16 protein-coding genes and 1 tRNA gene are annotated in these 14,514 nt (G+C 33.3%); 2 read left to right on the top strand and 15 right to left on the bottom strand.

Annotation, left to right across the window (positions count from 1 at the left end; translation table 11 throughout):
• Window positions 1-42 precede the first annotated feature (42 nt).
• From BUB90_RS14090 to rsgA, 11 genes are all read right to left on the bottom strand, one after another.
• A complete protein-coding gene (locus BUB90_RS14090) occupies window positions 43-564 on the bottom strand; it encodes a GNAT family N-acetyltransferase (RefSeq protein ID WP_073288852.1) in 522 nt (173 codons plus the stop codon).
• A 78-nt stretch (window positions 565-642) separates the two neighbouring features.
• Complete coding sequence (locus BUB90_RS14085; protein ID WP_073288849.1) at window positions 643-1,233, bottom strand: DJ-1/PfpI family protein; 591 nt, start codon at window positions 1,231-1,233, stop codon at window positions 643-645.
• A 116-nt stretch (window positions 1,234-1,349) separates the two neighbouring features.
• The gene (locus BUB90_RS14080) at window positions 1,350-1,781 is read right to left on the bottom strand and encodes a DUF3788 domain-containing protein (protein ID WP_073288847.1); all 432 of its coding nucleotides are present in this window, start codon (window positions 1,779-1,781) and stop codon (window positions 1,350-1,352) included.
• Window positions 1,782-2,559: 778 nt separating this feature from the next.
• Window positions 2,560-2,958, bottom strand: coding sequence for a hypothetical protein (locus BUB90_RS14070; protein WP_073288845.1), 399 nt, complete (start codon window positions 2,956-2,958; stop codon window positions 2,560-2,562).
• A gap of 147 nt (window positions 2,959-3,105) precedes the next feature.
• A complete protein-coding gene (locus tag BUB90_RS14065) occupies window positions 3,106-3,441 on the bottom strand; it encodes a hypothetical protein (RefSeq protein ID WP_073288843.1) in 336 nt (111 codons plus the stop codon).
• A 225-nt stretch (window positions 3,442-3,666) separates the two neighbouring features.
• On the bottom strand, window positions 3,667-4,215 hold the full coding sequence (locus BUB90_RS14060) for a GNAT family N-acetyltransferase (RefSeq protein WP_073288841.1): 549 nt from the start codon (window positions 4,213-4,215) through the stop codon (window positions 3,667-3,669).
• A 152-nt stretch (window positions 4,216-4,367) separates the two neighbouring features.
• Window positions 4,368-5,240: a damage-control phosphatase ARMT1 family protein gene (locus tag BUB90_RS14055; protein ID WP_073288839.1), complete on the bottom strand. Its 873-nt coding sequence runs from the start codon at window positions 5,238-5,240 to the stop codon at window positions 4,368-4,370.
• Window positions 5,241-5,390: 150 nt separating this feature from the next.
• Entirely contained in the window at window positions 5,391-6,341 is a 951-nt protein-coding gene (locus BUB90_RS14050) for a hypothetical protein (protein WP_073288837.1), read from the bottom strand.
• Window positions 6,342-6,560: 219 nt separating this feature from the next.
• A complete protein-coding gene (locus tag BUB90_RS14045; protein WP_170865501.1) occupies window positions 6,561-7,064 on the bottom strand; it encodes a CHAP domain-containing protein in 504 nt (167 codons plus the stop codon).
• A gap of 750 nt (window positions 7,065-7,814) precedes the next feature.
• Window positions 7,815-8,798, bottom strand: coding sequence for a phosphotransferase enzyme family protein (locus BUB90_RS14040; RefSeq protein WP_073288833.1), 984 nt, complete (start codon window positions 8,796-8,798; stop codon window positions 7,815-7,817).
• Window positions 8,799-8,864: 66 nt separating this feature from the next.
• Window positions 8,865-9,854 carry a ribosome small subunit-dependent GTPase A gene (gene rsgA / locus BUB90_RS14035; RefSeq protein ID WP_073288831.1) on the bottom strand — a complete coding sequence of 330 codons (990 nt, stop codon included), beginning with the start codon at window positions 9,852-9,854 and terminating at the stop codon, window positions 8,865-8,867.
• A 928-nt stretch (window positions 9,855-10,782) separates the two neighbouring features.
• Between rsgA and BUB90_RS14030 the strand changes: the two genes are divergently transcribed.
• Complete coding sequence (locus BUB90_RS14030; RefSeq protein ID WP_073288829.1) at window positions 10,783-10,968, top strand: hypothetical protein; 186 nt, start codon at window positions 10,783-10,785, stop codon at window positions 10,966-10,968.
• A complete protein-coding gene (locus BUB90_RS14025) occupies window positions 10,943-11,506 on the top strand; it encodes a tyrosine-type recombinase/integrase (RefSeq protein ID WP_073288827.1) in 564 nt (187 codons plus the stop codon). The genes BUB90_RS14030 and BUB90_RS14025 overlap by 26 nt, the downstream gene beginning before the upstream one ends.
• A gap of 27 nt (window positions 11,507-11,533) precedes the next feature.
• Here the strand turns inward: BUB90_RS14025 and BUB90_RS14020 are convergent.
• The 4 genes from BUB90_RS14020 to BUB90_RS14005 all read right to left on the bottom strand — a co-directional run bounded on the left by BUB90_RS14020 (window position 11,534) and on the right by BUB90_RS14005 (window position 14,505).
• Window positions 11,534-11,605: transfer RNA gene (locus BUB90_RS14020), tRNA-Gly, on the bottom strand.
• A 120-nt stretch (window positions 11,606-11,725) separates the two neighbouring features.
• Window positions 11,726-12,394, bottom strand: a complete 669-nt coding sequence (locus BUB90_RS14015) for a rhomboid family intramembrane serine protease (protein WP_073288825.1) — start codon at window positions 12,392-12,394, stop codon at window positions 11,726-11,728.
• A gap of 265 nt (window positions 12,395-12,659) precedes the next feature.
• On the bottom strand, window positions 12,660-13,040 hold the full coding sequence (locus BUB90_RS14010) for a YbaN family protein (RefSeq protein ID WP_073288823.1): 381 nt from the start codon (window positions 13,038-13,040) through the stop codon (window positions 12,660-12,662).
• A gap of 130 nt (window positions 13,041-13,170) precedes the next feature.
• On the bottom strand, window positions 13,171-14,505 hold the full coding sequence (locus BUB90_RS14005) for a CoA-disulfide reductase (protein ID WP_073288820.1): 1,335 nt from the start codon (window positions 14,503-14,505) through the stop codon (window positions 13,171-13,173).
• Window positions 14,506-14,514: the final 9 nt, after the last annotated feature.

Genomic DNA, 14,514 nt, shown 5'->3' with positions numbered 1-14,514 from the left:
CCTGAATATCAAATACCATTAGTTAATTAAACTATTTCATGGCTACATAGTATCTGTACTTAACGCTCCATAAACATAGGTATCCCAATATATTGGATTACCTGCTTCATCCTTATGAAAGGATACATTCTGCCTAAGTTCAGCCTCTCTCTTTAGTCCGATTTTCTCCATCGTTTTCCAAGAGTATATATTAAGCGGTGTACACTCAGCAAATACTCGATGAACTCCTTGTGAAAAAGCCCACTGAACTACTGCTTTAGCAGCTTCGCTTCCATATCCTTTTAAATGATAATTTTCATTTAATACATAACCTAATTCTTTAGAATTAAAATCTCTGATACCCAAATAAATGTTACCTATCACTTTATGTTCGTCTTTTAACTCAACAGCAAAAAATTCTTCACTTCCACAACGATACTTAATTTCATCTTCAATTTTATCTTCATTAAAGTCGGGATATCCTTCAAACACTTTATCAACCCTTTGGAGCATATATTCTCCTAAATCATCTCTATCCCTCATTTCAAAATTTCTAATGATTAATCTTTCTGTTTCAATTCTCATTTGTTTACTAACTCCTCTTGTTTTTGAATAAATCACAATCAATTTCACTTTTGCATCTATGATGCCATTTTCTCAATATCAGCCTTCTTTAGCAAACACATCTTTACTACAATCCTCATTCCAAATATATTCAATATGATTTGCAATATCTTTGGCTTCTTGTTCTCCAAAACGGTCTTTAATAAATCCTAATGTCATGTCGATTCCAGCTGAAACACCTGATGATGTATAATATTTTCCATCAACTACCCATCTCGCACTCCTAATCCAGTTAACAGAGGAATTTACAGACGCTACCCAATCAAAAGCCTTTTTGTTAGAAGTAGCTTTTTTATTATCCAATAATCCTGTCTTTGCCAATAATGCTGATCCAGTGCAAACGGATAAACAATAGTTTGATAATTCCGCAGCCTCTTTTAGTGCCTGAAGTAATTGTGAATCATTCACTAACGTTCTCGTTCCTTTCCCCCCTGGTATAACTAATATTCCGCCTTTTGTAGCTGTTTCAACTTTCTCAGTAATGATTGAAGTACCTTGCGTACTCATAATAATACCGCCGTTCAAAGAATAATATTTTAATTTGTATGTATCAATTTTTCCCAAAATTTCAATTGGACCAAACGCATCTAATGTCTCAAAATCTTCAAATAAAAATATATTTACGTTCATTACGCCCTCCATTAATTCTTCATATATCAGTTCATATTTGCTAATTATAACAATAAAGTATGAGAACAAACATACGCCTGTTTTGCGCCAAAAACGCACTTTAATTCACAGGTAATTTATAAAACTGGCTTTTGCTTTACATTAAGTAGCTTAATAACATCATTTAATTCTTCAACGTTAAAAACACGATAGTGAATCCAACCACCTTCACCACATGGATATCGGTCTTCCCAATAACTCTTTGTTTTTGGTAGACACTCAAGTAACACTTTCTCAAGTTTTTGAACGAAATCTCCACCAATCTGTAGCATACATGTAATTGCATCTTTTTCAAAAAAAACATAACATAAATGTTTTGTTTTATGCGAGTACTTATATCCCCAACCATACTTGTTGCCAAAAGGGAACTTCAATTCGCGTTTTAAATCATAGTGCTCATTCATAGTTTCCTCAAAAATATTAAGTAACAAAAAAGTATTTTCACCAATATATTCGTGAATTTCAGTAATTGATGGTTTATTCAATTTATTTAGCATTCTTTCATACATGTTTTTTCCTCATTGCTAGTATCCTCAGCATTTAATTCTAGTTCATATGTGTAGTCTGAAAACTCTACATTAGTCCCACTCTTTTTATAGGAGTTTTCTCCAACTATCTTAAATCCAAGTTTTTTTACAACTGCATTTGATGCTACATTTTCCTTATTAACATCAACTGTTATTTTTTTAGCACCACATTGCTTGGCATATACTATCAGCCAACCGAATCTGATCCTTAACTAAGAAAAAAAACAAACGTAATACCATAATCATACGTTCGAAAATAATAATTCTCATAGGTACCGAAATAGTTCGAGGATTGTGTAATCCTAGAACTATTTTGTCTACAATCTGAAACTTACCCATTAGCAAGTCTGTTTATACAGTATCTTCAAGAGGTTTCCTTGAACGCAAACACTTCCACTTAGTGACTGTAGTGAATGGGCGTAGACCAATATTGTAATAAAACTGTTGCGATGAACTTACCACAACAAATTTCACACTTCCCACAATCCAATTTTTGAAATACTTTCATTATCAAAATACGAATGCGTAATCATCCAGTCCTACTTTGCATATATAAATTCACAATAGCCACGCTTAATAAATCTCTAACTTTAAAATAATCGTCTGTTATCATTGATTTCAATTATTGTTTGATATTTTTATTATATAAAAATTATACATTTTTTATATACCGAAAATAACTATACTTATTTACGGCAGTAATAGAAATCCATTATTTTCTGTAAATCCCTCATAAAAACACATGAGAATCGTTTACATTTTATTCTATGTTTCCCTCAAACGAAACATTATACCTGTTAAATTCCTTTCCTTCTGCATCAAATGTTATCTTTACTGAGTCTAGGTAATCTTCATAATTATTGTATAAAGTTTTGTTGTATATTCCAATAACATCATCATTCATCCAAAGATAGACTTTAGCTTCTACAACAGGAGGATTTTCTGGAACTGTAACGTCATTCCTAAAACTGAATGTTAAATACAAATTTTTGTTATCATTTAAATCACCCTTATATTCAATATAATCATCTAGATTTTTTAGTAATGTTAGTGAATCTACATTTTTATCAATAATCGCTTCATTCGTCGATGAATTATACTTCTTACTGCACGCAGCACAACATAAGGTTAGCATCAAAAAAAAATAACCTTTTTTCATATTCAACAATCCTTTCCATTAACTATTGATAAAAAATAAGATATTTAATAACCATTCATAATGGTCAATTCAAAACCAGTTTATTCCTTCAACTCAAATAATAATATCTTCAATTAATATATTCTATACTTACCTATTCTAGTTGATTTATTCAATACTTTCTCCACACATAATATCAAAGGGCATTATTAGCAATTTACTTAGTCGTTTCTCAAATTCGCTAAAAAACCAAGAAGTCGCATTGGCATAGTTTTCAATTGTATCAAATTGCCAATATGAATAATACTTAACACACTTAACTATTTTTGTTAACGGTCTTGGCGCTTCTCCTATTTTATCAAATACAAAAAATCTTTTCATGTATTTAATGTCAATGTATCCAGCAAGTTCTTTTTGTAGTGGTAGCATTTCTTTTACAAGATTTTCGAATTCATCGAGTTTATCAGGCTTAACCTGAAATAATTTAACCTCAGAAAATGACATATTTATCGTCCCCCCAAATTTATTTTATATGTTGTGTTACAACCTAAATTATTCCATATATATGTTACAACCTAAATTATAACATATATATGGAATAATCAAACATTTTTCTATAAAAGCAATTAAAAGTTCAGATATCAAGTATCGCATTCTGTCATAATATTTGTATAAATTTTAAGGGGGTTACCGCTATGAGTAACAACATTGAAGTACCTAAAGAATTTATCAAACAAGCTCCACTCTCATAAGGATAAGCTCCTGCCAACCAACATTGCGAGAGCAAAATCCTTTGGGATTTCTACCATATTCGCTGAATCCAACACTTTCATATAAAGCGATTGCATTGTGATTTTCACTTACAACATTCAGTTCCAGTTGAGCATATCCGGCACTTTTGGCACATTCAATACAAGATGTAACTAATGCACGCCCTATACCCCAACTCCAGTAATCTTTTTCTACACTGATACCTAATTCAGCACGATGTTTAACCTTATATTTTTTACCTACAGCTTCAATACCGGCAGTTCCGACAATTCTACCATCCAAAACGGCACAAAGTTCAACTTCTTTACTACTGTTTTCTTTTTCAATTAAAAACTGCCGTTCCTTTTCAAGATTAAAGCTGTTTTCTTCTGGATATGTCAACAAAAAATCTGTTTGTCCATGTGTTAGATTAAAAATGTCGTATACTGCTTTTGCATCGGAATATTCTACATTTCTAATATGACATATTAGATTGTTTTTTAACTCTACCATCTTTTTGTATTTCATATTTCACCCTCACCAAATTTAGGTTTTCCAATTAGTTCCATATCCTATTTTATTATATAAATATAAATAATTCAACTTATCTATCTTATCAAAGTAGAACAGGATTAGCGATACTTATCAATGAAGCGCGAGACGGAACTCAAACCATAATCCTATCCTACAAATACAGAACTTTTCATACAAATCATTTTCTTTTCCTCAACACCAATATCATTTGCAATTACATCACATTTGGTCATCAGCAGGAAATAGATATTTTTATTTTCTTCACTCAAACATTCATAGTTTGCTTGACCTTTGGCAATTACTACATCAGCCTTTTTATAAACATCTTTGAAAGAAGGACTTGTTCTTTTAAGGACAGTACCAAGAGAACCATCTCCATTATCTATCACCTCTGCGTATTCATCAATTCCTACAGAATATGCGTCTTCAGCTATAGAATCATTAACCACCGATTTCCCACGTACTCCAAATAGTAATTTAATATTAGGATTCAGTTCTTTGATCTTTTTTAAAAGAATCTTGTCCAAACAGATTTCTCCACAATTATCACCTAAATATAACAAAGTTTCTCCATTTCTAATATCTTTCAATAGTAAATGCGAATCATCAATTGCTAATTCTAATAATTCCATTTTATCGAAACAATCATAAACTTCCTCTAATAATGTATTATGTATAGGATTGAAGTCAATAATATTCCCAACAATAGCATATCGAATTGCTAACATATACGAATCTTCAGCCTGCTCAATCTTTCTCTCGAATTCGGGTAACAAATTTAAGAACATAGTGTTGTAATAGTTCCTAGTTTCTTTATATGGGTCTGGATTATTAGTATATCTTTTTATCATGTCAAAGATTTCACCAATAATTTCCGGAGTGGTTGTATCATAATTCATTTTGCTGAGATAAGAAAAAACTTCTCTCAATAACTCTTCCTTTGTATTAACTCCGGTGATATTTGCTACTTTAATAACTTGATTTACTACACATGGTAAGCATTTATCATGCATTCTCATAATATACCTCTTTTTTTATATTTTAAAGTTCTGCTCAATCACTTTTATTTGCTAATTTCAAATACCATAATATCATGCTTAATAATTGAAATTAACTAAATTTTACAGGAATCTGTGTGCCCCTTTATCAATGTGTATCTACTACACTTCTTAACAGTGTGTAGTCTTCGTACTATGTTCATCTTGTGTAAATAGTAGATGAAAATCCAATCTATCAAACTTCCTCAATATATCCAAATTGGATGTAATATTATGAGTACCCCAATAATAATTTCCAATTGCTTGCTCAGCGACACACCATCGTTTGCCATCTGGGTGTGGGTTGTTTTGTTCAAATGCGTTCAATTCTTCCTCTGGTGCTAATTGAATCTCATTTGTATTTTGTAGTGTATTAATAATCGAATCCAGATTTATATCCACGACATGTTTAAGTTCTGGATAATACTTGCTATTTGGCGAACCAACAAAGTACACAGGCAACGGCAACCAAAAGGGCCATGTTGCAGGGTTAAACGATTTCATTTCCAAAGATACAGGGTCATAATCCGGGACGCCATTAAGTAAAATTTGCCCACTCAACTTATACTTGTCTTTTAAAACCACTGCCTTGTGGTAGATATCACTGCTTTCGTCTGCATATTTGAGTATAAAGTCTGAAAGACGCTTGGTTACTCCAATATCAGCTTCCGTGGCTTTATTTGGGTCGAAATGAAACCATGGCAAATGTGCAAAATCATTGTTACTGGGTATTCCTTGCATTCCCACCCAGCCGTTTTCCAACAAGTATATACCGGAAGCAAGGTATTTGATTATACCCATTATAATCGTATCTTTTGTACTGCTAACATAATCGCCTGTCGTGTCCAAATAATCTAATGCTATGCATACCGTATAGGGGGAAGAATTAGGGTTCCAGTTATTACACTCAATGTTGTATCCAAAACCTCCATCCTCATTTTGATAGCTGGACAGAACCGAAAGGAAATCCTCACAGCTCCCGTTCTCAAAAAGATATTTCCACTTGGTAAAATCAAGCGGTCTTGCATTGCGATAAACCAGTTTTCTTAATCTTATAAAATGATCTTTAGATAATTTTTTCAAGGTCATTACCCCCATGTATTTTATAAATAATCTTCGTCTTCGTTACAAAATCATAATACCATATTGAAAATAAAAAGCTTTAAGAATTTTATTGATTAATTAAACTCGTTACTCTTGTGACACTAGGCACCTCCACAAATTGAATTTGGCTAATTAAACAGTTCTCTCATAACCACGATGATAAATCAAAATTATAGGCTAACACTACAATTAACTTTCTTAATAATACGAAAAATTATTAGGTATCCGAATATAAGCGCGGATGTGTTCATCTTTGTTTCGTTCGAGGATACGAGAAATATTGTCGTTAAAGGTGTTGCCCTCTGCTACAATAATTGAATTTGTCTTATTTTTAATCACAATGCCGATATGGTCATGCTCAAGGTTGATAAAAACTCTGTCATATAGGACTATATCTCCTGCTTCAGGAATGAATTTCTCATCACTACCAACGTGATATTCTATTCTTTTATCACCTTTAGCGAAATCTTCCCAACCACCACAGCCAGCAAGGCTACATGATATGCACTCAGCAGGGCTATATGGAAATAAAAAGCCAGCTCTCACACAGCAGTAATAAACGAACCCTGCACACCAATTTCTATCCGCTTTTTCAACGCTCCATTTAGGAAATAAATCGACAATCGGGTGGATATTTGATTCCTCATTTAATAGAGTCCCATGGAAAGGACGCAATGCTTCTCTATTTGCTATTTCTGCCAACTTAGTCCTAGTGCACATAACAAACTCCTTTCTAAACCATTGTTTGTTCAGTTAAATTATATTAATAACCTGAGGTACAATTTCTATCTATCAATTTCCAATACCATATTAACATATAAAATATAATAAATAAATGAAATTCATCCATAATATGTATACATCAAACATCAAAGAGTATCATCTAAACTTCATAAAAAAGTGTAAACTTTCATGTAGCATTAGTAATTGTAATGACTATTCTGCTTGTAAAATAAATTCAATTAGAATAAGTAAAAAACTATAATTTTAGACATAAAAGTTTTGAATAATATACTCCACTTCATAGAAGCTGGAAATCAAAACAACGAAGGCCCATGCTACGCATGGATCCTTCGTTGTTTTGATAAAGCTTTTACTCCGTAAAAAGATATTACAAATAGAATATTATATATTTTACCACCTATCAATATTCTGTTTCCAATGCCCCTTTCTTCATTAAATTTAATTTAGCGCACAAATCTCTTAATTTAAAACTATTAAACTGAATAATTGATCATTAAAGCTAGCTCCTCTCCGCAGACAAAGCAAAAGCCCGGAAATGCTGATAAAATCTAGCTTTTCCGGGCAAAAATATTAAGCGCGAGACGGGATTCGAATTCTATCCCCTCTCAAAAATGCTGATAGAAAGGGACTTTCCAGCACATCCGATTTTTACGTACTCAATAACGTACTCATCAAACCAAAGTACTGTTTTAAATAATCTCCGATTTATTACTTAAATCTTGTCATACTTATTTCCAAATTTTGAATACTGTTATTTAGTTTCTTTCTCAATTCAATTAACCAATTGGGTTCATTTGAAGAATTTACTGCTACACATCGAGTTAAACGAGCATAGCTATACAAATTAATAAACCGTCTCATGAGTGGACGTGAATTTTCCATCTCTTCAGAATAGTAATACTCAGTTTTATATCCTTTCATAAATTCATCCTTTGCATTTTGAAGAATGGAGGCACCCAGTTCCTCATTAAGAGAGTCAAAAACCTGTTCGATATCAAGCGCATACCAATGATACATACCATCATCAAAATCAATTACAGCACACGATTTAGTTTTATCATCATAAAAAACATTGTCAGGTTCAAAATCATAATGAATCAAGCCATAATTATCATCTCTTATCGAAAAATCAGCTAGTTTTTTTTTTACTTCCATCAACTCTAAAATGACATCAGCTGGCACACTGTATTCTGCAAGTACTTCTTCAATCCATTCTAAAACCTCAACATGTGTCCATTTTTTAATTCTTGGTTTAAAGTCTGATGACAAAGCATGCAATTTACCCAAAGTCTTTCCATACTCGTACATGATTTCTTTTGACATGTCTGTTGCTTCAATTTGAACCCCAGCAACTTTTTTGAAAACACATGCATAATATTTCCCCCATTTGGTGTCCAGCTTAATGACCTTTTCTCCCGATAGTGTCATTATTGGCTTCAATGCTGGATAATCATGCTGGGACAGATATTCAATAAATTCCAATTCACCCACAATATTTTTTTCTATTTTTTCATCAATTGGAGCGAGTCGTAGGAAGCAAACCTGGCCGTTATGGCAAAATGGATATATTGCGTTTGACGAAATGCGAAAATAGGATAGCATTGTCTCAAGTGTATCGGCATCATAGTTCCAATTTTTTATAGCTTCTTTGGCTAAATCAAAGTTTTCAAACAGATATGTTAATTTTAGCATATTATTTTCCTTTCACATAAAACTTAATCTTGTTTTAAGAGTTATAATTTTTAATACAATTTTGTTTTATGTCCTGCTAATTTTATTCTTTAATTTTTGTTTGGATGTATAAATAGCTTTATTTTTACCCCATTCATCTTCATTTTTTAATTGACAATATAATTTCCAGCGTTCATTTGAAATAATCTTGTTTTCAATTGCTTTTTTTACAGCACAGCTAGGTTCTGTTGTATGTGTACAATTACTATATTTACAATCTCCAAAAAGTTCCGTTATATCTGAAAATGTATCATCAATCCCTTCGCTTGCTTCCCACATACCTAATTCTCTTATTCCCGGTGTATCAATAATTGCAACTCCTGATGGAAGCATTATCAATTGCCTATGGGTGGTAGTATGACGTCCCTTTGAATCGTCTTCTCGTATCTCACTTACTTTCATTAGTTCTTCACCTGCAATTTCATTTACAAGAGTAGACTTTCCAACACCTGATGAGCCAAGAAGTACAATTGTACTACCACGTTTCAAATAAGAATCAAGCTGCTTCATGCCAATTCCTGATTTTGCGCTTATGATACAGATATCAATTTTTTCTGATATGCTTTTGACTTCTTTTATATAATAATCAACGTTGTTGCATAAATCAGCTTTTGTTAAAATTACTACTGGTTTTGCTCCACTTTTTAATGCTAAGCTTATATATCTTGTGATACGATTCACATTAAAATTCTTATTGAGTGAATCAACTATAAAAACATAATCAAAATTTGCCGCAAGCACCTGCTCTTTTATTGTTTTTACATAACCTGCCGCATGTCCTGAAAAATCCGTTCTTGAAAACTTGCTTTTTCTTTCAAAGACTTTTTCAATAATAGAATCTCCATTTTGATTAAAGTGAATTAATACCTTATCCCCTACAACTGGGAATATGCTATTTTCTTTATAGAATGCTCCTCTTAATTTCGCATGAATCTCTCCCTGTTCACATATTAAAGTAAACAATTCTCGTTGAACTTCACAAACAATAGCATGCATTTGTGTTCCGTTTTCTTTCATTTTCAATGGTTTTCCTCCAATTTTGGGTACAAAAAAACTTGCCCATTAGCAAGTCTGTTTATACAGTATTTACAAAAGGGTTCCTTGTACGCAAGAAGCAAAAGCTTTTTGCATACTTCAATATTAAATTAATGATTTATCACCATATCTACTTTTCTCATAATTTAATCAGCCCCTTTCGTAAGCAAATTGAAGTCGTTTATACTAACTTAATTATTATAAATCTAATCGTATCTAAAATCAAGTATATATTTCCATTTCTAAAATTAACCATTAAATACCGATAAATTAATCTATTTATCTATCGTACGCTAACTCTCTGCCCGTTTGTTTTTTTATTGTGTCTGTTACAACCTCCTTTTCTAGTCAATAAAACTTATAACGGTTACACATCACATTTATGTATGGGTAAACGGTTATTGGCTTTTTTATGTCATTTTTTCAGATATCGATGAAGTGATTAATTCATATTATGTTAATCAAAGATAAATGGAGAAGAAAACAGAATCATATTTTAAATTGATGTGTTCTAGTAAACAGACCGGTTGATAGCACAAAGTGAGTCAAAAGAATGGAATGAGTTCATAGAACCTATCCGTTCTTAAACAAAACGAGTGAAGGCCCGGTCTGGTCAGAAAAAACAGTCATTAAAAAACATGATTTGTCCTAAGGAAAGTCAAATGTTGTTTGGCAATCCTTGTATTTATAAAAAAAGAAAAGATTCCATGCAATGATGCCATCTGGGCATGGAACAAAAAATAATAGACAGAAGGAGGAAGGAAAATAACAAACGGGTAATTGGTGGCAGACAATCGTCCATAAGATTGTAAGGAATAGGATTCCTAGAACAAGAGTGGGTTGTGCTTAGCTTTAACAGATACCCGTTGATTTTATTATATTACACAAATATTTGTGAGAAAGGATTCCTATGTCACATAAAAATAAATTACCGTTGGTAGACCAGGTAAAACAAGCCTTAGATAGTAAACTTGCGATTGGCCGTTCCAAACATCAGGATAAACTCTCTGAAAGTGAGAGAAAAGAAATAACCTCGAAATATATCTATAGTTGGGAGAATTGGAGAAGCTGTGGCGCTGAAATGGGCGGATATTGATTGGGAAGCCAGCGAAATACATATACACCGGATGGAAAGTCGTGTTGAAGATGATAATGGGAAACTCAGAGTAGCCATCTGTGAGTATACGAAGAAGAAAAGCCCTGCTGGTGACCGGTATCTCCCTTTAAGTGATTATGAAATTAATTTGTTTCAGGTGGTTAAGCGTATCAATGAAGAAGCAGGATATTCAGATGGGGATTTTATTTTCTGCGATAAAGAAGGCAGAACCAAGATTCGTGAGGTCGATAACTGTATCCGTGCTCAGTGCAGACGCGCAGGAATTGAAGTGAAATCTGCCCATGATATTCGCAGAACGGTAGCATCTAAAATGAGAAGAAAAAAAGTGGAAATCGAAGACATTCAATGGTATCTTGGTCACAATGATGAAGCTACTACTCGAACCTACATAATGAATAACCAAGGGAAACAGAAAACATCAAGACAGATTGTAAACGCTCTTTCAGAGATGAACGGAAGTGACGTACTCATGGGTACTCAAAATTCCAGAAACGAAAAATCGCCAGAAGCCTATTAAACAAAGGACTTCTGACGAAATTAGTTAAGCGCGAGACGGGATTCGAACCCGCGACCCTCGCCTTGGCAAGGCGATACTCCACCACTGAGCCACTCGCGCATATATTATATTATCTGTCTTGCTTAAGACACTATATATAATATATTAAATCTATCAATTTGTCAATACTTTTTTAATTTTATATATTATTAAGAATATTAAGATAATTTAATGGACGGGCTACAATCTTTCTTCTTCAGCAATTATTTTCATATGCTTCTCTCTTGCTTGTTCTTTACTTCTATCTTCTCTTACACTTGCGACCAATACTAGACCGAAAAGAATACCAATTATCAAACCAGTTTCATGGGCGATTAACGTGTTAACTCCACTTAGATTCGGAACAATTAGATACGCAACAATTATTAACTTCTTCAATAGCGGCTGTGTTGACCAACTATTCTTTCGATCCTTTATTATTAGGATCAAAAGAGTTCCTCCTATACCATAGATAGCACCACTTGCTCCAACACTTCCATATGTAACTAGCATCGTGATCATTGCAGATCCGATACCACTAAGTAAATAAATCATTAGTAATTTCTTTCCGCCAAATCTCTGCTCAACGATAGATCCGATGCTATATAGTCCGATACAATTCACTACTAGATGTGGAATACCCGCATGTAAGAACATGCATGTTAATAAACGCCACCATTCTGGGCTCATGGCAGATACATTAAGTAATCTTCCATACTTCGTTAAATACCCCCACTGATTCCCCAGCCATAGATGATCGACAGACAATACCTTCGTTCCTTCTTGATTCAATACAAGAAAATCTATAAGAAATACTACTATTATTAAACTGATTATTCTATATGTACTTTTACTATTTCTTCTCTTCATCGCATTATACCTCACATTTAGTACTTCTAACTTAATGTCTTACTTTTTATATCGGCATTAATAATTTTTTTCTCCACCATAACTTTGTTTTCTGATTTTTTTGACTGTATTACAATATTACCATATATTTACATGTATTCCAATCCCATTTTTAACTTTTATTAAGTAATTATAATAACTATTTTCACTATAACGGTCGATATAAAAAAAGGGAATGTGACTTCACACATTCCCTCCTTAAGTATAATCACTGAAGCGATATATTCTACTGTTCTTCCTTGATTGTTTTAATCTTTAATAAAAAATAATAGTAATGAAACATAGCCACCACCACTAATATTCCGCGTATCCACCAATTAGAGGCTATAATCATGGCAGCCATCAAGACGAGAGTTACCATTCCTAATAGACATGCTTTAGACCGAGCTGTCATTGCTTTAGATTGAACTAATGAAGCTACGTGTTTTCGATACAGACTTGTCGTAACAAACCACTGATAAATCCCCTTAGAACCTTTACCAAACATTACTGCTGCAAGCATATAGAAGGGGGTAGTCGGCAGGATTGGTAACACAATTCCAATACTTCCAAGTGCCACACATAATAAACCTATTGTGATAAATATGCCGTCTTTTAACTTCTTCATATCTCTCCCTTGATTATAATTTTAATCTATTATATGTGACCTTATAATAATACGCCAACAAAAACTTCGCACATAGCAGCTAGCTACCCCAAGGAATCTTCAAGTGCGAAGTTTAAATACGACAATCTAATTATTTAGCTACATTTCCCGCATTATTCAATGCATCCCAAGTTCTAGCAAATGGTGGTGCATAGCATAGATCTAACATACCTAATTCTTTCGTTGTCATTTTTCCATATATAGCTGCTGCTAATACATTAGTTCGTTGTACAGCATCATGCTTTCCTACTACTTGACCGCCTAGAAGCACTTTCGTATTCGCATCATAGATTAACTTAATTCCTAATGCTTCTTGACCAGGATAATAAGACGTATGGTTTTTATCTGTAATGAAAACAGTTCCGATTTCTATGTCCAAAGCCTTTGCTTCCTTTTCTGTTAAACCTGTACGGCCTGCTTCCATTTCAAGTACTTTAATACAACTAGAGCCAAGGGTTCCAGGGAACTTCACATGTTTTCCTGCAAGGTTTTCTCCAACGATTCTTCCTAACTTATTGGCATTGGTTGCTAATGGAAGGTAGGCTGGCTTATCTTTTAGTCTATGAGGTACCGTTGCACAGTCTCCGGCTGCGTAAATACCTTCGATAGATGTTCTTCCTTCCTCGTCAATAACAATAGCACCATTAGATATCATATTGATATCCGTATCTCTTAAAAATTCTGTATTAGGCTTTACTCCGGTTGCAAGGATTGCAAGATCAATTTTAACACTCTTATCTTCCGTAATAATTTCTTCTACATATTCATTTCCACTAAGTGCTGTTACTTTTGCATTCAAATGAAGATGTACTCCCTTTTCCACTAATTCTTCTTCTAAAACTTTAGTAATCTCTTCATCAAATACGTCTTTCAGAATACGGTCCTCTAACTGGAATACATGTACTTCTTTACCTAACTTCTTCGCCGCTTCTACTACTTCTAATCCGATAAAGCCTGCACCAATAATGCCAACTGTTTTAATAGAAGAATCCAACATTTTCTCACGAATTCTCTGTCCATCTTCAAGATTACGAAGAAAATACACATTTTCTATATCCAAGTTTTTAATTGGCGGTTTCACCGCTCTTGCTCCAGTTGCAATCATTAATTGATCATAGGAATCCCAATGCAATGATTCATCCTCTAATTTCTTAACTAGTACCCGTTTTTCTTTTGTGTCAACTTGAATCACTTCATGTTTTACCAGCACATTAATTCCAGTAGAGATGGCTTGTTCTGGTGTTCTAACAAGCATACGCTCATGATCATTAAAATAATCGCCTACATAATAAGGTAACCCACATGCTCCAAAAGATATATAATTTTCTTTCTCATAAATCGTTATACTTGCTTCCTTATCCATACGGCGGAACTTTGCAGCTGCACTCATACCAGCTGCAATTCCACCAATTATAATAATCTTCATAATTACACT

The organism is Anaerosporobacter mobilis DSM 15930 (assembly GCF_900142955.1).
In the GTDB taxonomy this organism is placed as follows: Bacteria; Bacillota; Clostridia; order Lachnospirales; family Lachnospiraceae; genus Anaerosporobacter; species Anaerosporobacter mobilis.
Note: the sequence above shows the minus strand (reverse complement) of the source record. Positions and strands in the feature narration are given on the sequence as shown.

Excerpts from the sequence above, each read along its gene's own strand:
- BUB90_RS14055 (WP_073288839.1), bottom strand. The coding sequence starts at position 5,240 with ATGAGAATGCATGATAAATGCTTACCATGTGTAGTAAATCAAGTTATT.
- BUB90_RS14090 (WP_073288852.1), bottom strand. The coding sequence starts at position 564 with ATGAGAATTGAAACAGAAAGATTAATCATTAGAAATTTTGAAATGAGG.
- rsgA (WP_073288831.1), bottom strand. The coding sequence starts at position 9,854 with ATGAAAGAAAACGGAACACAAATGCATGCTATTGTTTGTGAAGTTCAA.
- BUB90_RS14010 (WP_073288823.1), bottom strand. The coding sequence starts at position 13,040 with ATGAAGAAGTTAAAAGACGGCATATTTATCACAATAGGTTTATTATGT.
- BUB90_RS14065 (WP_073288843.1), bottom strand. The coding sequence starts at position 3,441 with ATGTCATTTTCTGAGGTTAAATTATTTCAGGTTAAGCCTGATAAACTC.
- BUB90_RS14015 (WP_073288825.1), bottom strand. The coding sequence starts at position 12,394 with ATGAAGAGAAGAAATAGTAAAAGTACATATAGAATAATCAGTTTAATA.
- BUB90_RS14005 (WP_073288820.1), bottom strand. The coding sequence starts at position 14,505 with ATGAAGATTATTATAATTGGTGGAATTGCAGCTGGTATGAGTGCAGCT.
- BUB90_RS14080 (WP_073288847.1), bottom strand. The coding sequence starts at position 1,781 with ATGTATGAAAGAATGCTAAATAAATTGAATAAACCATCAATTACTGAA.
- BUB90_RS14070 (WP_073288845.1), bottom strand. The coding sequence starts at position 2,958 with ATGAAAAAAGGTTATTTTTTTTTGATGCTAACCTTATGTTGTGCTGCG.
- BUB90_RS14030 (WP_073288829.1), top strand. The coding sequence starts at position 10,783 with ATGTCACATAAAAATAAATTACCGTTGGTAGACCAGGTAAAACAAGCC.
- BUB90_RS14040 (WP_073288833.1), bottom strand. The coding sequence starts at position 8,798 with ATGCTAAAATTAACATATCTGTTTGAAAACTTTGATTTAGCCAAAGAA.
- BUB90_RS14060 (WP_073288841.1), bottom strand. The coding sequence starts at position 4,215 with ATGAAATACAAAAAGATGGTAGAGTTAAAAAACAATCTAATATGTCAT.
- BUB90_RS14085 (WP_073288849.1), bottom strand. The coding sequence starts at position 1,233 with ATGAACGTAAATATATTTTTATTTGAAGATTTTGAGACATTAGATGCG.